We start from the raw sequence: 18,175 nt of genomic DNA, 5'->3' as shown, positions 1-18,175 counted from the left end.
AACGGCTGATTTTGCATAGCAATGATGCAAATGCTGCATTGCACCATTAAGCCTCTGTTCATCTTGTAGGCAGCGAGACGCACGCCGGGGACGTGTTGAGATTCAGGAAGCGCAGGAAGGCGCCATTTGCAGGCCGGCATCAATCACCTGTATCTCGATGCGTCCTAGCCGACGTCGAGCACGATCTTGCCAATGTGCTCCCCGTCCTCCATGCGCTCATGCGCCCGCCAGGCCTCGGTGAGCGGGAAGATCATGTCCATGACGGGAGCGACCTTGCGGGTGCCGAGCAACGGCCACACCTGCGCCTCCAGCGCTGCCGCGATCGCCGCCTTGAATTCGACGGTGCGCGGCCGCAGCGTCGAACCCGTGTGGGTCAGCCGCTTGACCATGATCTTCGAGAAGTCGGCGCTCGCCACGGCGCCGGCCTGCACGGCAATCTGGACAATGCGACCCTCCCCGGCGGCGGCCTCGTAGTTGCGCGCCACATAGTCGCCGCCGACCATGTCGAGAATGACATTGGCGCCCTTGCCGCTCGTTGCCTCTTTCACCGCGGCGACAAAATCCTCCTCGCGATAGTTGATCGCCCGGTCAGCGCCAAGCTTCAGGCAGGCGTCGCATTTCTCCTTGCTGCCGGCGGTGGTGATGACATAGGCGCCGAAAGCCGAGGCAAGCTGGATCGCCGTGGTGCCGATGCCGGACGAGCCGCCATGGACGAGCAGCGTCTCTCCGCTCTTCAGGCCGCCGCGCTCGAACACATTGTGCCAGACGGTAAAATAGTTTTCCGGCACAGCCGCGGCTTCGGTGTGGGTAAAGCCGGCCGGCAGCGGCAGCACGCTGCCGGCGTGGACCTTGACATATTCGGCATAGCCGCCGCCGGGCGTCAGCGCACAGACGCGGTCGCCGACGCGCCAGCGCGATATGTCATCGCCAAGCGCGGCCACTTCACCGGAGGCCTCGAGGCCCGGCAGGTCGGATGCGCCGGGCGGCGGCGGATAAGCGCCCTTGCGCTGCTGGATGTCGGGCCGGTTGACGCCAGCGGCATGCACCTTGATCAGGATCTCGCCGGGGCCGGGCTGCGGCACGTCACGCGTTTCGGGTTTCAGCACCCGGGGCCCACCCGGCTCCGAGATCGCGATGGCCGTCATTCTTGCCGGAATTTTCTGTCCGCTCGCCATGAGATTTCCTCGCCGTTGTCCGATCGGCTGTTTGCATCGACGCCCCTGCCCTATGTATGCTGATTGCCAAATCAGGCAAATGGCCAATCTGGGAAGAGCGACGATGGCGATCTTCGACGACGAACCCAAGAAGAAAGCGCGCCCGCACGAGATCGGGCAGGACCTGTCGCTGCTTTCGGTCGGTGAGTTGACCGAGCGGATCGGCATCCTGCGCGATGAGATCACCCGCCTGGAGAACGAGCTCAGGGCCAAGGACAGCACCAAATCGGCCGCCGAGGCGCTGTTCCGCCGCGGATAGACACGGGCGCAAGACTCGCCGCCGAAAAGCCCGAATGCGACTGTCTTCAGACCCAGCGCCCCGCCAACCCGAGCCGGATCAAACAATGTTCGCAACCTACCGACCGATCCTCTCGCTGCTTCGCGGCACCGCCTTCCTGCTCGCGGCGTCTGGATTGCACGGGCTGCTGTTGCCCCTGCGCGGTCAGTTGGAAGGCTTCTCGACCGCATCGCTCGGCCTGATGGGCACGGCCTGGGCCGGCGGCTTCGTCACCGGCTGTTTCTTTGCACCGCGCATCGTGCGCCGCGCCGGGCATGTGCGTGCCTTCGGCGCCTTTGCCGCGTCGGGCGCCATCGTGGCGCTGCTCACCGGGCTGATCATCGACGAGTATGTCTGGATCCTGCTGCGCGCCTTCACCGGCTTCACCATGGCCGGCGCCTTCATGGTCATCGAAAGCTGGCTGAACGAGAAGGCCACCAACGAGAACCGCGGCACCGTCTTTGGCCTCTACATGATGGTCACCTATGCCTCGATCATGGGCGGACAGATGATCGTCGCCGGCGGCGATGTGAAGTCGGCATCGCTGTTCATGATCACCGGCATCCTGTTTTGCCTGTCGCTCATTCCGACCGCGGTCTCGACCGCTTCACACCCCAAGCCGCTGCAGGATGTCTCGCTCGACGTCAAAGGCCTTTATGCCAATTCGCCGGTGTCGGCTGTCGCTTGCCTGTTGATCGGCATCGCCAACGGCGCCTGGGGCACGCTTGGCGCGGTCTATGGCGCCCGCATCGGCATCTCCACGGCCGAGATCGCGCTGATGATGAGCCTGGTGGTGGTTGCCGGTGCAGCCATGCAGCTTCCTGCCGGGCGTCTCTCGGACAAGACTGACCGGCGCTTCGTTCTGGCGGGTGCTGCCTTCGGCGCGGCTCTGTTCGCCATTGCGATCTTCCTGTTCGAGCCACGCTCCAGTGTCTTCGTCATCGTCTGCACTGCCGCCTATGGTGCCTTCGCCTATACGCTCTATTCGATCGCTGTGGCGCATGCCAACGACCACGCCCGCTCCGAGGATTTCGTCAAGGTGTCGGGTGGCCTGTTGCTGCTTTACGGCTTCGGCACGATGATCGGACCTCTGCTGGCAGCCGCCCTGATGGGCTGGATGCGCCCCGAGGGCCTGTTCCTGGCGACTGCCTTCGCGCATCTTTGCCTGGCGGGCTATACACTGCTGCGCATCAGCCGCCGTGCTCCGGTACCGATCGGCGACCGTGACGCCTTCAAGACGCAGCCGGCCGACCGTTCGGTGACGCCGGAAGCATTGCGACTTGATCCCAGAAGAAAAGCAGAAGCAGACGGTTGAGATTCGAAAGGCTTTGCCTCACAAATACAGCATGATCTTTTCCGACGCCTTCATGGCGATTGCCGATCCCAACCGGCGCCATCTTCTGGAAGAACTTCGCCGCGGCCCGAAAACCGTCAACGAATTGGCCGCGGGTTTGCCCGTATCGCGCCCAGCCGTTTCGCAACATTTGAAAGTGCTGCTCGATGCCGGGCTGGTCAACGCCAAGGCCGAAGGCACCAGGCGCGTCTACACGGTGAGCATTGCCGGCTTTCTCAAACTCAACATCTGGCTCGATCAGTTCTGGGAAGCCTGACCCGTTGGGCCAGGACAACACCTGGGGCGCAGATCAGCCCTCCTTCCGCAAGAATGCGCCGAGCGCGTCGAGCAGCTCGCCCGTTCCGTGTTCGCGTGTGGCTGAATTATCATGGCCGTCGAGAAAGGCGCCTTGCTCGGTCAGCACCAGCCGCGTGCCCGTGCCCTCGGCAAGAAGTTCGACAGTTGCCAGCGAAACCGAAATGCGGGTTTCGCCAAACAGCATGTCGTAGCTGTAGACGATGCGCTGATCCGGCACGATGTCCTGGTAGGTGGCAGTGTAGACGTAGATCGGCCCGTCCTTGGGTCCGCCAGCATTGACCTCCTTGCCGCCGACACGAAAGTCCATGTCGTACCGGCCGGGTATCGGATTGTCGGGGTCCGCGAACCAGCGCCGCTTTGCCGCCGGATTGCTCAACGCGAAATAGACTTTTGCGGGCGACGCAGGGTAGCTGCGTTCAATGACGAAAGTGGAATGGACGACGGAACGTTTTGTCATGATGGGCTCCTCAGTTTCCTTCGGTGTCATCGCCGGTCTCGGCCAGAAAATCGCCGAGCCGATCCAGCCGGCGCTCCCAGGCGAGACGCCGCTCATTGATCCAGTGTTCGGCCGCTCTCAGTGCCTTGGGTTCGATCTGGCAGGTGCGTACCCGGCCGAGCTTCTGTGTGCGCACGAGGCCACTGGCCTCCAGCAGGTTCAGATGCTGAACGACGGCCGACAGCGACATCGCCAGCGGCTCGGCCAGCTGGCTGACCGAAGCGGGGCCGCGCGACAGCCGGTCGACCATCTGTCGCCGCGCCGGATCGGCGAGCGCCTGGAACATCAGATCGATCTGGGCAGGATCGTGCAGCATCGCGATCAGCCGTTGTTGTAGGGGAAGAACTTGAAGTAGGGTTGCGCTTCCTCGATCACGCGGGCGAAAGCAGGGCGCTGCACCAGGCGGTCATGGTATCGCTTTACGGCAGCATACTCGTTGCTGAACGGCTCGACCTTGTTGGCGTAGAACAGCGCGGGAGACGCCGCGCAATCGGCCATGGTGAACGCGTCACCCATCGCCCAGGTCTTTGTCCGCATGTCCTGTTCGATGATGGCGTAGGAATTGCGCAGCTGGGCGCGGGCCTGCTCGACGCCGAACGGATCGGTCTTGTCCTGCGGCCGCAACCGGTCGCCGACGATCTTCTGCATCGGCTCCTGCACATAGAAATCATAGAAACGATCAGCCTGCCGGACTGCCAGCGCGAGGTCGACGTCGGCGGGAACGAGGTCGACCAGCCCCGGATGGTGCGCGGCGAGGTATTCGACGACGATGGTCGATTCCAGCACCGTGCGGTCGCGCGCATGGTCGCGCAAAGCCGGCATCTTGCCGGTCGGCGAAATCTTCAGGAAGGCCGCCCGCGACTCGGGATCGCCGAGATCGACGATGACAGGCGTGAACGGTATGCCGTTCTCATACAGCGCGATCAACGGCTTCCAGCAGAAGGAGGCCAGCGGATGGAAATGAAGCGTCAGGGACATTTCTTGCTCGTCTGTTTCGGGATGCGTCGGTGGCCGGTGCCGTACTGATTGCCAGGATTAATCACTGAAGCATTTACTTAACTATTGCCACAGACCTTGCTCGTCAAGACCCGCGCGGGGCGCGCCTCAACCGGCTTGGGTGTGGCCGACGATGGCGGAAGATATCATCGTCCAGTCGTCCGGATGCAGCTCGTGGCCGCCGCCTGCGATCCGAAGAATTTTCGCACCGGCGACAGCCTCGGCCAGCGCCTCGCCGTGCTCGACCGGAAAGATCGGGTCCGCCATGCCATGGATGACCAGCAGTGGCGCCGTCATCTCGCGCAGCCGACCCTTCCACGCATCGCCACCCCTAAGCATGAAGTGATTGGTCGCGCTCAGCAGGCCACCGGAGCGGTCGTAATCCTGCTCGACAAAAGCTCGCATCCGAGCCTCATCGAATGGGTGCGCGGTGCTGGCGATCGCCTGCGCGTCCTTGACCACGAAATCGATCACCTGGCCACGATCCGACCAATCGACTTTCGCGCCCTCAGCCGAATGCTTGATATAGGCATCGCTCGTCTGCGGCAGATGCGAGGTGTCGATCCCCACGGGTGAGCTGCTGATGACGGTCAGCGAAGCGACGCGGGACGGGTGTTTCAGCGCCACAAGCTGCGCGATCATGCCGCCCATCGACATGCCGACGACATGCGCCTTGCCGACGCCGTGGTCGTCGAGCACACGCATCGCATCGTCGGCCATGTCGTCGAATGTGTAGGGCGGCTCGCCCGGCGGATATTTGGTCGAGCGGCCGGTGTCGCGATTGTCGTAGCGGATGACAAACAGGCCGGCATCGGCCAGTTTCCGGCACAGCGCCTCCGGCCACCAGAGCATCGAAGCCATCGCTCCCATGATCAGCAACAGCGGCGGGTTTGCCCGATCGCCAAAGGCTTCGGATATGATCTGGGGACGTTCGATCGTCGTCATGGCGCAGTCTCCCGTTTTGCAAAACTGATTGCATTTTGCAATCGGTTGCACAATAGTAAAACTGATAAGATAATGCAACCGGTTTTTGGAGAAAATCTCATGAGCATGGATCGCCGGTCCGGATGCCCGATCAACCTGTCGCTCGAAGTTTTCGGCGACCGCTGGAGCCTGATCATCCTCCGCGACATGATCTTCGGTGGCAGGCGGCACTTTCGCGAACTGCTCAATGGATCGATGGAAGGCATTGCCTCCAACATCCTTGCCGACCGGTTGAAGCGGCTGATGGGGCTGGGCATGCTGACCAAGGCAGACGACCCCAGCCACAAGCAGAAGGCGATCTACAGCCTGACCGAGATGGCGATCACACTGGTGCCGATCCTGGCCCATCTCGGCGCCTGGGGCCGTGTCTGGCTGCCGGTCAGCGAGGAACTCTCGATCCGCGCCGAGCTTCTGGAGAAAGGCGGGCCGCCAATGTGGGACAAGTTCATGGACGAGTTGCGCCACGAGCATCTCGGCAGGCCGCTCGATACGGCGACTGGTCCTTCTATCCGCGCGACTTTGCAGGCCGCCTACGAGGCCGTGGTCGCCAGCAAGTCCCTCGCCGCCAGCCCGGCCGCTTGACCAACTTATTTTCCCGTTTGGGGGCCGGCTCTGCTAGAACAGGCGGAAAATCACAATTCACGGGATTGGATAAGGTCTTGGTTGAGAACTCTCGGGATGCCGCCCGCGCGCGTGCTGACCTGCGTTTCAAGAAGCAGGAAGAGGCGGCAACGGTTCGCCAGAAGGCGATGGCCGAATACGTCGCCGAGAGCGACGCCCGCCAGGCCAAAACCAACAAGTTGCGGGCGCTGCGTCTCGCCAAGGAAGCGGAAGACCTTGCCAACGCGCCGGCGGCACCCGCCAAGAAGCCGGCCCGCACCAAGAAGAAATAGCCCTCCTCCAGGCACGTCTGGAGCAATTCCAGGAAAAGTGTGAAACGGTTTTCCCGGGGAAAGCGCGCAGCGCTTTCCCTGGGGAATTGCGTCAAACAAAGAGAGGGGAGCCATAGCGATGGCGCCATGTCCGGATGGTGTCGGTGAACGCCGCTTTCCATTCCGCCTCTTCATGCGAAGCTATTTCAACCGAAACCGGGATTTTGCCGTGCCCGTCGACGGTCGATGATCGACGCGTTTCAACCAGGAGACTGCCATGACCGCACTGTCGCTCGAAAAAGCCGTTGAGATCATCGATGCTGCCTTTGCCAGGGGTGCCGATCTCAAGCTCAAGCCGCTCGGCGTCTCGGTGCTCGACGCCGGCGGACATCTGGTCGCCTTCCAGCGCCAGGATGGCGCCTCGTTCCTGCGTCCGCAAATGTCGGCCGGCAAGGCCTATGGCGCGCTGGCCATCGGCATGGGCTCGCGCCGGGTCGAGGCCTTCGCCAAGGAGCGCCCGCACCTCGTTGCTGGCATCTCGGACGTGTCTGGCGGTCGCGTGTTGCCGGTCGTCGGCGGGGTGTTGATCCGCGACAAGGCCGGCGCCATCATTGGCGCCGTCGGCATTTCCGGTGATACCTCGGACAATGACGAAGCCGCCGCCATCGCCGGCATCGAGGCCGCCGGCTTCACCGCCGATCCAGGCTGAGGCCTTGGCCCTAGTTTAGATTTATGTCACGACTGGCCGACCGCATCGACACCGCGAATCCGGCCAGCACGTCGAACAGCGCGATGACCATCAGCGTGAAGAACACGGAATGTGCCGCACCCTTCACCAGCAGGAACTCGACCAGGAACGCGACGAAGACCAGCGTCGACAGAAGATGGTCCATGATCGAGGCATTGGTCGTTCGCACCGACTTCGCCATTTCGAGGAAAAGGAAGATAAGCCCGAGCAGCACCATCAGGTCGCCCAGCGTCATCGAGAACACGCCGCCCGACATCATGCTGAACGAGAAGATTTCGTTCGCCCACGGGTCGTCCCCGCCGCCGAATATTCCGAGCAGGCCGAGATTGTAGAGCACGAAAGGCACGATCAAAAGCGGGACGGCACCGAACATCTGGCGTCTCCATATGGGGGCAATCCTTTGTAGAATGCGCCACGGGCACGCCGTCAAGATTTTTCGTGAGGAGCCACGAACACGGTGAAAGACCGGATGCAACAACCGTGTCAGCCGAGCGCTCGGCTGACACGGAGCAATTCCAGAGAAATGTGAAACGGCTTTCCGTCCGGAATTGCATCAAACGACGAGATAGCGGGCTCAGCGCTTGAATTGACCGGCGCGCACGGCCGCACCAATGACGTTGAGGATGATGTGGCCGGCGGTCATCGAGGTGATCTCGTTGATGTCGCGGGCGGGCGCGATCTCGACGATGTCCATGCCAACGACACGGCCCTTGGCGAACAGGCCCTTGATCAGTTCGATCGTCTGGCGATAGCTGACACCGCACGGCTGCGGTCCCTCGACCGCCGGCATCACGGCCGGATCAAGACCATCGGCGTCGATGGTCAGGTAGTAGCGTCCGCCATCCGGGATGCGCTTGAGCAGCGCGGCGGTGCCGATATCCTGCCATTCGTTGGTGGTGATGATGTTGGCGCCATAAGCCCGCGCCGCCTGGACCTCTTCCGTGCGGGCACTGCCCTGGCCGCGAATGCCGACCTGGAAAATGTCCTTGATATGCGCCATTTCGGAAGCCCGGCGGATGGTGCTGGAATACCCCTCCTTGACCCCGTTCACATTGTCGCGCCAGTCGAGATGGGCGTCGAGCTGCACCAGCGTGATCGGGCCCTCGCCATCGAGCGCCCGAAAGATCGGGATCGGAATGCCGTGATCGCCGCCGATGGTGATCGGCAAGGCGCCGGCGGCGCGGATCTTGCGGATCGCTGCCTCGGCCCGCTTGTAGTGCCCGACATGATCGGCGGCATCGCCGGGCACGTCGCCGACATCGACAACCCTGATATCCCTGCCATCGAAGACCGGCCCGCCAATATCGAAATCATAGCGGTCGAGTGCCTGGCTGATGCGCTGCGAGGCACGCCGCACCGCGGTCGGCGCATTGGTCTGGTCGTTGATCAGCTCGTCGATCGTGTAGGGATCGCCGTAGGGCATGCCGATGATGGCGACGTCGGCCTTCAGCGTGTCGAGGTCCTCGACCAGCGGAAAGTTCATGAATGTCTGGAAGACATCGCGCGGCGCGGTGGTGAGTTTGGACATGGGGTCTCCTCTGTGTTGAAAGGCTTTTGGATTAGGCGCCACGGCGGGCTGCGAGATGCGGCTGCAGCCTGTGCTCCAGGCTGCGCGAGATCGCTGCCACGAGGGCGGTCAGCCCCCAGTACAGCAATGCGATGGCGGTGAAGATCTCCACCGGCGAGAAGGTGCGGCCGATGATGTTCTGGGCCATGTAGGTGAGTTCGGGAACGGTGATCGCAGACAGGATCGCCGATTCCTTGATCAGCGTGATGGTCAGGTTGGTGGCCGCCGGCAGGATGTAGCCGACCACTTGCGGCACCAGGATCTTGCGGAAGATGGTGAGGTAGCGCAGCCCCAGCGCATAGCCTGCCTCGACCTGCCCACTTGAGATGGACTGGATCGCCCCTCTGATGATCTCGGCGGAATAGGCGCTCGCATAGGCCGACAGCGCGCCGATTGAAACCACCACCGGCGACAGCCTGATGCCGAACATCGGCAAGGCGTAGAACAGCAGGAAGATCTGGATCAGGAACGGGATGTTGCGGAAGATTTCGACATAGGCCGAGACGATCGCAGCAGGCAGCCGCCCGCCCCGCAGCCTGACCAGTGCCAGCACGATGCCGAGCGCGAAGCCGAGCGGCAGCGCCACACCGCACATCAGCACCGTGTTGCCGAACCCTTTGGCGAGTATCTGCCAATTGTCTGCTATGACGGAAAAGTCGAAGCTCATGCGCGAGCGCCCTCCGCCTTGCGTTCCAGATGCCTGGTCAGCAGGCTGCAGGAGAACAGCACGATGAAATACAGCACCGCCGCGATGCAGAAGGCCTCTACCGGCCGGTAGGTGACATTCATGATGTTCTGCGCGGTGCGCGTCAGCTCGACCACGGCGATCACCGACAGGATGGATGACGCCTTCACCAGCATGGTGAACTCGTTGACCATCGGCGGGATGATGGCGCGGAACAGCTGCGGCATGATGATCTTGAACCAGGTCACCGGCGGTTTCAGGCCAAGCGCCCTGGCCGCCTCATATTGGCCGGTGGGAATGCGCGTCAGCCCGGCGCGCAGGATCTCGGCGACGAAGGCAGCACTGTTGAAGCTGAGCGCCAGCACGCCGGCCAGCAGCGGCGGCAGGTCGATGCCGACCAGGCCCGGCAGCACATAGTAGACCACGAATATCTGCACGATCAGCGGCGTGCCGCGAATGAAGCTGGTGTAAAGCGCGCCGATCCAGCGGACCACGCGCCAGCGCGACCTGCCGCATGCGAGCAGGCCGAAGCCGATCAGAGTGCCGGCCAGGAACCCCAGCGCCGAGACGCCGAGCGTGATGCCGGCGCCGGTCAGGAATTGCGGCAGGAAGGTCAGTGTTCTTGAAAAATGGAACATTTTTCAGCTCCAACAAGCGAAGCACTGTCTGGCGGCGGCGCAAGTGATTGTCGCGACGGCAACCATCGCTCGCGCCGCGCCAAACATGGTCAAGGGTCGACCGGCTCAGAGCGCGCCTGCCGGCAAATAACCTTCGGCGGGCGTCTTCATCTCGAAGCCGAACCATTTGAGCTGAAGCTCCTTCAGCTTGCCGCTGTCCTTCAGTTCACCGATCTTGGTGTTGATGAATTCGCGCAAATCCTTGTCCTCCGGCCGCACGACCCAGGACAGATAGGAGAACTCGCCGATCGATCCGACGACCTTGTAGGTGTCGGGAACATTCTTCATCAGCACGGCCGCCGAGGGCGAGGCTATGACGATGGCATCGACCTGGCCGGAGGCCAGAGCAACGTGGGTCTCGGGAAAGGAGGTGAACAGCTTCAGTTCGCCGACGCCCTTGCCGCCCTTGTCCTTGAGCTCCTTGTCATAGGCCTCGATGATCGGCTGCACGGATGAGGCGAGCTGTGTCGCCACCACCATGCCGTTGATGTCTTCCGGCTTCTTGATGCGCTCCTCGTCGGCGCGCACGACGATGACGTTCTCGAACGAACCCGTCGGCCGCGTATAGGCGTATTTCGCCGCCCGCTCGGCATTGATACCGGTCGAGGTCGCCATCAGATCGAACTTCTTGGCCAGCAGACCCGGCAGCAGCCCCTGGAAAGGCAGGTTCAGCTGGTCCAGTTTCACGCCGAGCTGGCTGACGACATAGTCGAGAATGTCCTTGTTGTAGCCGACGATCTGGCCGTCGCGCACGAATTCGAACGGTTCGAAGGCGGCCTCGGTGCCGACGACGATGGTGCCGCGCTGCTTGATCTGGCCGATCAGATCATCGGCATGGGAGGCTGCGGTGAATGACAGGAAAAGCGGCGCGGCGGCGAGCAGTGAGAGGACGCGGCGGCGCGATGCGGAAAAGAACTCAACCATTGTTACCCTCTTTTTCTTCGGTTTTGCTGCGCTGGTAGGCCCGGCCGCTGTGCTTGAACACGCGGCCGATCATGTAGCTCTCGGAATCCTTGATCCCGGGAACATTGGACAGTTCGCTGACCAGGAAGTCGTGCAGGCTGGTCGTTGATGGCAGAGTGAGCTGGATGATGATGTCGAACGGCCCGGTCATGGCATAGACGCTGTCGACGAACGAGTATTCCGACAGCTTCCTGGCGACGCTGATGATGTGCTCCCGGTCGACGTCGAGCCCGACGATGGCGGCGATGCCGACATCGCTGCGCAGGGGGCGCACGACAGCCTGGATGCAGATATCCGGATCCTCGAGCACCCGGGCCATTTTCCGCCGCACGGTCGCTTCCGTGACGCCGATGCGCTTGGCGATGTCGACGCTAGACATCCGCCCATCGACCTTGAGCTGGGAGAGCACCGCCTGTTCGGTGTCATCGAGATCACTCGTGCTGACGAAATCCCACATCAAATTCCCAATTCTTGCTGCTTTACGACTATAAAATGGAAATTTGCATAAGAAATCGTCACATGCAATCCCATGTACGCCGAAAAACATCGAGAGTTGCCGCTCTGGCAGAGGGCTTCTTCGGTGGCAGTTGGTTTTGGGAGAGGCCGCCTCGACGGGCCATCGGGCAGCAATGACCGCGCTTTCGCCAGTTATCCGTCCGGATACGGCTGGCGGACACCCGGGCTGAACAGCGCGAGGACAGGTCAGGGATCAAGGCCTGGAGGGTTGCCGCCACCGCGTCGCGATGCGGCCGGGCGGGTCGCCAAACGCAAAAAGACCGGCCACTGGCCGGTCTTTCGGTAACTCAAGACTTCAAAAAAGCTGGTCTCAGCTTTCCTTGGGCGTCAACACCTGACGACCGCGATACATGCCGGTCTTCAGGTCGATGTGGTGCGGACGGCGCATTTCGCCAGAATTCTTGTCCTCGACATAGGTCGGGGCCTTGAGGGCGTCGGCCGAGCGGCGCATGCCGCGCTTGGACGGAGAGGTTTTTCGTTTCGGAACGGCCATGGATATGCTCCATTACATGGTCAAAAAGCCCCGCCCGCCCTCGTGAAAGGGCCGTGTCGGGGCCGGAATCTGAGAAAGTCGGGTGCCTATACACGCCCTGCACCGTTTTGGCCAGCACTGCCGCGAATTTTTTTGAGCTGGCTACTGGAGACAGCCGACATAGGCGCCGGAGCGGCCGGCGCGCCGCTCGATCAGATTGGCGAGCCGTCTCAGGCCCGGCCCGGGCTTCGCCGGATTGCGGGCGATCGGATTTGGCAAGGAGACGGCCAGAAGTGCGGCCTGCCGCCGCGACAGCTGTTTTGCCGAAATGCCGAAATGGTGCTGTGCCGCGGCCTCGATGCCATAGATGCCCGGTCCCCACTCGGCGATGTTGAGGTAGATTTCCATGATGCGCCGTTTCGACATCACCGCGTCGAAATAGACGGCCAGCGGAAGTTCGACGACCTTGCGCACCGAACCCAGCGGCCGTGACCAGAGAAACAGGTTCTTGACCGTCTGCATGGTGATGGTCGAGGCGCCGCGTGTCGCCTCGCCGGCCAGCGCATCGTCGACGACGCCCCTCAGCTCGCCGAGATCGACGCCGCGGTGGAAGCAGAACTGCCCGTCTTCCGACATGATCACGGAATTGGCCAGCACCGGCGCCACATCGTCGATCGACACCCAGCGGCGGTCGTAGCCGGAAAACGTCGAAAGGTCCTTCAGCATCAGCGTCGACACCGGATGCACGAAGGACGGCAGATAGAGCAGCGTCAGCACCGTTGGTATCAGCGCCAGCACCGCGGCCACGACGATGCCGCGCCGGACCCAGCGCTTGAGACTGCGGCGGTTCACGCCCCGCGATCTCGTCGCCATGTCCAGCTTTTCGATTTCATGATCGACGATCGGTTCCGCCAAGCCGCCCAACCCGTGCTTCTCCCTGCTCCGGCATAATGGCGCTTGGCTTCTTGCGCAACGTCTGAGTGTCGGCTACCGGTCCCGGCCATGACGAATGACGACGAAATGGCCTTCGAAATGGCGCTCATTGGACGTGCAGCAGCCGTCGAGGTGCTGCTGCGGCGGCTGCTCGACGACCGCGCGCTTTCGGGCGAGATAGCGCGCCCCGACCGCCTGATGGCGGCCATGCGCCACGGCGTGCTGAACGGCGGCAAGCGCCTGCGCCCCTTCCTGGTCATGGAAAGTGCGGCCCTTTTTTCCGCCGACGGCGAGGCGGCACTCCGCATCGCGGCCGCTCTCGAGTGCGTGCATTGCTATTCACTGATCCATGATGATCTGCCCGCCATGGACGATGACGACCTGCGTCGTGGCCAGCCCACCGTCCATAAGGCCTTCGACGAAGCGACCGCCATCCTGGCCGGCGACGCCTTGCTGACGCTTGCCTTCGACATCATTGCCGACGAGGCGACCATGCTGCCGGCGGAGCGGCGGGCCGCCTTGGTGCTGGCGCTGGCTCGCGCGGCTGGGGCTGGCGGCATGGTCGGTGGCCAGAAGCTCGACCTTGAGGCCGAACAGGCGCCGCCGGACGAGGCCGGCATCATCCGGCTGCAGGCGATGAAGACCGGAGCGCTGATCCGCTTCGCCTGCGAGGCGGGCGCGCTGATCGCCGGCGCTCCTGCCGAGGACCGTGAGCGGCTGGCCGAATTCGGCTCGGCGATCGGCCTTGCCTTCCAGCTTGCCGACGATTTGCTCGACCTGACCGCGGATGCCAGCCAGATGGGCAAGGCAACCGGCAAGGATGCCGCTGCCGGCAAGGCGACGCTGGTGGCGCTGCATGGCGCGAACTGGGCACGCAGCCAGCTTCATGGACTTGTCGAACAGGCGCATGAATTGCTCGCGCCCTATGGCGAGCGTGCCTTGCTGCTAAAGGAAGCGGCGATATTCGTGGCGGCGCGGACCAGCTGACGTCAGGCCAACCAGGACATCGGCCGATCGGATTGCGAAATTCGTCTGCTTTGCGCCATGAACGGACGCAGGCGCCCCCAATGCATGGACGCGAACTGACCCAAACAAGCCTTTGCCACGCCGATTTGGCGCTCGTAAGCGGACCTTCGCCGGAAACCGGCATCGCTGACCAAAAGACGACCTCTGGTGCTCAATGAGGGCCAACGGGCCGGCTTGGTCCGCCGGCCATTGGTTACGAACGGCTCAAGCCGCCTTGATCTTCATCTCTTCTTCGCCGCGCACCATTTTGGTCACGGCGGCGAAGTCGAGCTTGCCGGAGCCGAGGACCGGCACTTTCGCAACCACGCGCACTTCGGCCGGCACCATCAGGTCCATGGCGCCGTTGGCCTTGGCGAAGGTCAGGAACTCGGCGCGGGTGGCGCCGGCCGCCTCGGTGATGAGGATCAGCTTTTCGCCCTTGCGGGCATCCGGCACGGTGGCGACGGCCGACAGCAAGCCTTTCCACAATTCGCCCGCGAGCGCCTCGACCGCAGCCAGCGAGATCATCTCGCCGCCGATCTTGGCGAAGCGCTTGGCACGGCCACGGATGGTGATGAAGCCGGCCTCATCGACGGCGACGACGTCGCCGGTGTCATGCCAGCCATCTGCCAGCGGTTCGAGCACGCCCGGCTTCTCGGCCCTGAGATAGCCCGCCATGACATTGGGGCCGCGCACGAAAAGCCGTCCACCGTCATCGACGCCGGGTACCGCATCTAGGCGATACTCCATGCCCGGCATGATTTTGCCGACGCTGCCGGAGCGGTTGTACATCGGCGTGTTGATGGAAATCACCGGCGCGGTTTCGGTCACGCCGTAGCCCTCGAGGATGCGCAGGCCGAACTTCTCCATATAGGTCATGCGCGTCGCCGCCTTGACCGGTTCGGCGCCAGCAAAGCAATAGCGCACCGAGCGGAAATCGTAAGGGTGTGCCGTGCGGGCATAGCCTGCGAGGAACGTATCGGTCCCGAAGATGATCGTCGCGTTCGATGCGTAAACCAGTTCCGGCACGATTCGGTAGTGCAGCGGCGAGGGGTAGAAGTAGACCGGCACGCCAGAGATCAACGGCAGCACCGTGCCCGCCGTCATGCCGAAGGAATGGAAGATCGGCAGCACGTTGAAGACCTTGTCGCCCGAATGGAAGTCGATGCGCGATGCGGCCTGGGCGGCATTGGCGAGGATGTTGCGATGGGTGAGCACCACGCCCTTGGGCGTGCCCTCGGAACCGGACGTGAACAGGATCACTGCCGGATCGTCGGGCTTGCGGGCGACCCGCGGCGCGCTTTTGCGCAAGAGGCCGAGCAGCTTGTCCTTGAGGCCGATGGTAGCCCGCAGGTCATCGAGCCAGACGATGCTCACCGAGCGGCCGAGCTCTTCGACGACGGCGCCGAGCTTGGCCTGTTCGATGAAGGCGCGCGACGTGAGCACGGTCCGCACCTCGGCGGCCTTGCAGGCGGACAGGATGTTGGCAGCACCGGCGGTGAAGTTCATCATCGCCGGAACCTTGCCGGCCGACATGACGCCGAGCAGCGTCGCGCAGGAGCCGTTGGCGTTGGGCAGCATGATGCCCAGAGTCTGCTGGCCGGCATACAGGTTCTCGAATTTCTCGCCCAGCACTGCGGCACCCGTCAGCAGCTTGCCGTAGCTCAGCGAACCGGTGACCGGGTCCTGAACGGCGAGTTGCTTCATGCCGCGCTCGCTCGCCGTCTGGATGATCTTTTCCAGGACAGTCGTGTCGATGTCCTGTGTGCGGAAGACGAGGTCCGACATCACCTGGTAGAGGGCGGCACCCGCCGCAGCGCGACGCTTGCGGCCCTTAAGCTCCTGCTGCACTTCGAGCTTGACCGGTTCCAGGATGGTCACCTTGACCTTCGGGAACAGGCGGCGGCGCACATGCTGCGAGGTGAGCCGCGAAAAGTAGCTCTTCTCCAGCCCGTCGATGCGCACCGGCACGACCATTGAGCCGGTCTTGTCGGCCACCATGGCGGCGCCGTCATAGACCTTCATCAGGCCACCGGTGACGGTGATGCGGCCTTCCGGGAAAATGACCAGCGGGTCGCCGCCCTGCACGATCTTGATCAGCGTGCGGGTCGACATCGGCTTGGATGGGTTCAGCGGCAGCGCGCGGGCGAGTTTCATGAACGGCTTCATCCACCAGGCCTGGGCAATGGTGTGGTCGATGGCAAAGACCGGCTCTTCATCGGTCAGCGTCAGGGCCAACGGACCATCGAGGAAGCTGACATGGTTGAGCGCCAGTATGGGTGCCGGGCCGGCGGCCTTGAGATTTTCCATGCCCTCGACTTCGAGGCGGTGGAACGCACGAAACAGGATGGAGACAAAATCGCGGAACGCGTTGGTCGGCAGGTATTTCAGCATCAGCCAGGCAGCGACGGCGTTGAGCGCGGCGAGGCCGAACAGGATGGCTCCGGTGGAGACGCCGGCTGCCTGGATCGCGGCGACGAGTATGCCGCCGACCGTCATGAAGCCTGCATTGACGATGCTCACGGCCGCGACGACGCGAGCGCGGCGCGCTTCAGGTGACCAGGCTTGCACGGCGGCAAAGGTCGGCACCACAAGGAAGGCACTGGCGATCGCCATGCCGGCAAGGTCGATCGCAACATGGATCGTGTTTGGCCCGGCGAAGAACAGGGCAAGGGTTTCTGCCCTGGGCGATGGCTGCATGCTCCAGATGGTCCAGGCCAGGTCCAGGCCGAACAGCGCAAGCAGCGCCGTGCCGACGGGTGCAGGCAAGAGCACGATACGGCCCTGCGACATCCACGCGGCAATGGCGGAGCCAATGGCGATCGATACGGCGAACACTGCGAGATAGACGGTGACCGCCATCTCGTTGCCGCCGAGCGAATCCTTGACCAGGGTCGGCAGGATCGAAAGGACGATGGCGCCGATCAGCCAGAACCACGACGTCATCAGTCCGGCGCGCCAGATTCTTTTGTCGCCACGCAATCCGTCGACCTGACGCCAGGTCGAGCGAAAGATATTTTTGTCGATGACGAGGTCGGGGGCCGCAGAACCGGTGGACGGGATGTAGCGGCTGACAAACCAGCAACTGACCGCGAGGATCATCATGATCGGCCCGAAGACCGAGACGCCTATGCCATCGGCCGAGACGATGCCGCCGGCGATGGTGCCGCCGAGGATGGCGGCGAAGGTCGCCGACTCGATCCAGGCATTGGCACCGGGCAATTCCTTGCGCTCCAGATGATCCGGCAGGATGCCGTACTTGATCGGTCCGAACAGCGCCGAGATGATGCCGAACATCAGCAACGCCACCATCAGCACCGGGATCGACGACAGCGCGATGCCGACGACCGCGACGCCAGCAGCGGCGATCTCGATGAATTTCAGCCGCCGGGCGATGAGGGCCTTGTCGAAGCGGTCGGCGATCTCGCCACCAAGGGCGGACAAGAGCAGGAAGGGAGCCATGAACACGGCACCCGCCAGGGTGACCAGTGACGCCGCCTTGTCCGCCGCCAGCGTGAACAGAATAAGGAACACCAGCGTGTTCTTGAGGAAATTGTCGTTGAAGGCGGACAGGAATTGCGTCCAGAAGAGAGGCGCAAAGCGCCGTGACGTCATCAGATGGCTGTTCGCATGATTGTTCGAGGCGATGTCCATAGCGGCGACTTCCATTGGGCAAGACCGTTGCAATCCTGATCGGATCGATCGGCGGTCTTGCGTGATTTGAGCCTTGTTGTAGCGGGAACCCGATTACACTTCGTTACTGCGGCTGACGTCCATCAGCAGCTTCTCGTTCTGGCAACTTCCTGTCGGTTGATGGAGCGGCTTGCTTCTCCGCGTCACACGGCGCCTTGGTGAGATCGAGGTATGCACGAGCAATAGTCGCGGCCATCGCATAGAGCCCCTTGGCGGCCAATCATGCCTCCATGAAGGTGATGCCGTCCACGCTCATCGAGGCGGCAATGGCGAAACCGGCCATGGCGAACGTTTTCCAGGCACTTGAGTTTTCTTGGGCGCATAGTTGTTGGTGGTCATTCGATATGATCTTTTCGTTTCAGGGTTAAGTCGGGTCGGTGTGGGTCTGTTTCAGGCCGGATACAATCAAGCCGGCTTGCCAATCGT

General features: G+C 62.8%; 21 protein-coding genes. 7 read left to right on the top strand and 14 right to left on the bottom strand.

What is annotated here, in order from left to right:
* Positions 1–164: 164 nt before the first annotated feature.
* A complete protein-coding gene (locus tag AC1D10_RS05325; protein WP_477269345.1) occupies positions 165–1,175 on the bottom strand; it encodes an NAD(P)H-quinone oxidoreductase in 1,011 nt (336 codons plus the stop codon).
* 103 nt (positions 1,176–1,278) lie between these two features.
* On the opposite strand from AC1D10_RS05325, the gene AC1D10_RS05320 reads away from it, so the two are divergent.
* From AC1D10_RS05320 to AC1D10_RS05310, 3 genes are all read left to right on the top strand, one after another.
* The gene (locus AC1D10_RS05320) at positions 1,279–1,473 is read left to right on the top strand and encodes a DUF1192 domain-containing protein (protein ID WP_379095511.1); all 195 of its coding nucleotides are present in this window, start codon (positions 1,279–1,281) and stop codon (positions 1,471–1,473) included.
* Between the two features lie 85 nt (positions 1,474–1,558).
* Positions 1,559–2,806, top strand: a complete 1,248-nt coding sequence (locus AC1D10_RS05315) for an MFS transporter (protein WP_477269342.1) — start codon at positions 1,559–1,561, stop codon at positions 2,804–2,806.
* 31 nt (positions 2,807–2,837) lie between these two features.
* A complete protein-coding gene (locus AC1D10_RS05310; protein ID WP_477269340.1) occupies positions 2,838–3,101 on the top strand; it encodes an ArsR/SmtB family transcription factor in 264 nt (87 codons plus the stop codon).
* A 33-nt stretch (positions 3,102–3,134) separates the two neighbouring features.
* Here AC1D10_RS05310 and AC1D10_RS05305 read toward each other — a convergent pair whose 3' ends face one another.
* The 4 genes from AC1D10_RS05305 to AC1D10_RS05290 all read right to left on the bottom strand — a co-directional run bounded on the left by AC1D10_RS05305 (position 3,135) and on the right by AC1D10_RS05290 (position 5,579).
* Entirely contained in the window at positions 3,135–3,599 is a 465-nt protein-coding gene (locus AC1D10_RS05305; RefSeq protein ID WP_477269338.1) for an SRPBCC family protein, read from the bottom strand.
* Positions 3,600–3,609: 10 nt separating this feature from the next.
* Positions 3,610–3,954: an ArsR/SmtB family transcription factor gene (locus AC1D10_RS05300; protein ID WP_111544445.1), complete on the bottom strand. Its 345-nt coding sequence runs from the start codon at positions 3,952–3,954 to the stop codon at positions 3,610–3,612.
* A gap of 5 nt (positions 3,955–3,959) precedes the next feature.
* Complete coding sequence (locus tag AC1D10_RS05295) at positions 3,960–4,616, bottom strand: glutathione S-transferase family protein (RefSeq protein ID WP_477269336.1); 657 nt, start codon at positions 4,614–4,616, stop codon at positions 3,960–3,962.
* Between the two features lie 126 nt (positions 4,617–4,742).
* A complete protein-coding gene (locus AC1D10_RS05290; RefSeq protein ID WP_477269334.1) occupies positions 4,743–5,579 on the bottom strand; it encodes an alpha/beta fold hydrolase in 837 nt (278 codons plus the stop codon).
* 99 nt (positions 5,580–5,678) lie between these two features.
* On the opposite strand from AC1D10_RS05290, the gene AC1D10_RS05285 reads away from it, so the two are divergent.
* The 3 genes from AC1D10_RS05285 to AC1D10_RS05275 all read left to right on the top strand — a co-directional run bounded on the left by AC1D10_RS05285 (position 5,679) and on the right by AC1D10_RS05275 (position 7,199).
* Positions 5,679–6,200 (top strand): winged helix-turn-helix transcriptional regulator, encoded by a 522-nt coding sequence (locus tag AC1D10_RS05285; RefSeq protein ID WP_477269332.1) that lies wholly within the window; start codon positions 5,679–5,681, stop codon positions 6,198–6,200.
* A 77-nt stretch (positions 6,201–6,277) separates the two neighbouring features.
* Positions 6,278–6,511 carry a hypothetical protein gene (locus AC1D10_RS05280; protein WP_477269330.1) on the top strand — a complete coding sequence of 78 codons (234 nt, stop codon included), beginning with the start codon at positions 6,278–6,280 and terminating at the stop codon, positions 6,509–6,511.
* Positions 6,512–6,767: 256 nt separating this feature from the next.
* Positions 6,768–7,199: a GlcG/HbpS family heme-binding protein gene (locus AC1D10_RS05275; protein WP_111544449.1), complete on the top strand. Its 432-nt coding sequence runs from the start codon at positions 6,768–6,770 to the stop codon at positions 7,197–7,199.
* A 10-nt stretch (positions 7,200–7,209) separates the two neighbouring features.
* Here the strand turns inward: AC1D10_RS05275 and AC1D10_RS05270 are convergent, their stop codons facing one another.
* From AC1D10_RS05270 to AC1D10_RS05235, 8 genes are all read right to left on the bottom strand, one after another.
* On the bottom strand, positions 7,210–7,611 hold the full coding sequence (locus AC1D10_RS05270; RefSeq protein WP_378922757.1) for a hypothetical protein: 402 nt from the start codon (positions 7,609–7,611) through the stop codon (positions 7,210–7,212).
* 201 nt (positions 7,612–7,812) lie between these two features.
* Positions 7,813–8,766 carry an agmatinase gene (locus AC1D10_RS05265; RefSeq protein ID WP_477269327.1) on the bottom strand — a complete coding sequence of 318 codons (954 nt, stop codon included), beginning with the start codon at positions 8,764–8,766 and terminating at the stop codon, positions 7,813–7,815.
* Between the two features lie 31 nt (positions 8,767–8,797).
* Positions 8,798–9,472, bottom strand: a complete 675-nt coding sequence (locus AC1D10_RS05260) for an amino acid ABC transporter permease (protein WP_477269325.1) — start codon at positions 9,470–9,472, stop codon at positions 8,798–8,800.
* Complete coding sequence (locus AC1D10_RS05255; protein ID WP_477269323.1) at positions 9,469–10,128, bottom strand: amino acid ABC transporter permease; 660 nt, start codon at positions 10,126–10,128, stop codon at positions 9,469–9,471. The genes AC1D10_RS05260 and AC1D10_RS05255 overlap by 4 nt, the downstream gene beginning before the upstream one ends.
* A 105-nt stretch (positions 10,129–10,233) precedes the next feature.
* Positions 10,234–11,091 carry a transporter substrate-binding domain-containing protein gene (locus AC1D10_RS05250; protein WP_477269321.1) on the bottom strand — a complete coding sequence of 286 codons (858 nt, stop codon included), beginning with the start codon at positions 11,089–11,091 and terminating at the stop codon, positions 10,234–10,236.
* Positions 11,084–11,587, bottom strand: coding sequence for an Lrp/AsnC family transcriptional regulator (locus AC1D10_RS05245; RefSeq protein ID WP_477269319.1), 504 nt, complete (start codon positions 11,585–11,587; stop codon positions 11,084–11,086). Before AC1D10_RS05245 ends, AC1D10_RS05250 begins: the two co-directional genes overlap by 8 nt.
* 369 nt (positions 11,588–11,956) lie before the next feature.
* The gene (gene rpmF, locus AC1D10_RS05240; protein WP_008834724.1) at positions 11,957–12,139 is read right to left on the bottom strand and encodes a 50S ribosomal protein L32; all 183 of its coding nucleotides are present in this window, start codon (positions 12,137–12,139) and stop codon (positions 11,957–11,959) included.
* A 141-nt stretch (positions 12,140–12,280) separates the two neighbouring features.
* Positions 12,281–13,042 carry a biosynthetic peptidoglycan transglycosylase gene (locus tag AC1D10_RS05235; protein ID WP_477269317.1) on the bottom strand — a complete coding sequence of 254 codons (762 nt, stop codon included), beginning with the start codon at positions 13,040–13,042 and terminating at the stop codon, positions 12,281–12,283.
* Positions 13,043–13,120: 78 nt separating this feature from the next.
* On the opposite strand from AC1D10_RS05235, the gene AC1D10_RS05230 reads away from it, so the two are divergent.
* Entirely contained in the window at positions 13,121–14,038 is a 918-nt protein-coding gene (locus AC1D10_RS05230; protein WP_477269315.1) for a polyprenyl synthetase family protein, read from the top strand.
* A 243-nt stretch (positions 14,039–14,281) separates the two neighbouring features.
* Here AC1D10_RS05230 and AC1D10_RS05225 read toward each other — a convergent pair whose 3' ends face one another.
* On the bottom strand, positions 14,282–17,710 hold the full coding sequence (locus AC1D10_RS05225; protein WP_477269313.1) for an acyl-[ACP]--phospholipid O-acyltransferase: 3,429 nt from the start codon (positions 17,708–17,710) through the stop codon (positions 14,282–14,284).
* Between the last annotated feature and the right edge of the window lie 465 nt (positions 17,711–18,175).

It is taken from the genome of Mesorhizobium sp. P2_A8 (genome assembly GCF_056404935.1).
This window is presented reverse-complemented; position numbering and strand designations above follow the sequence as displayed.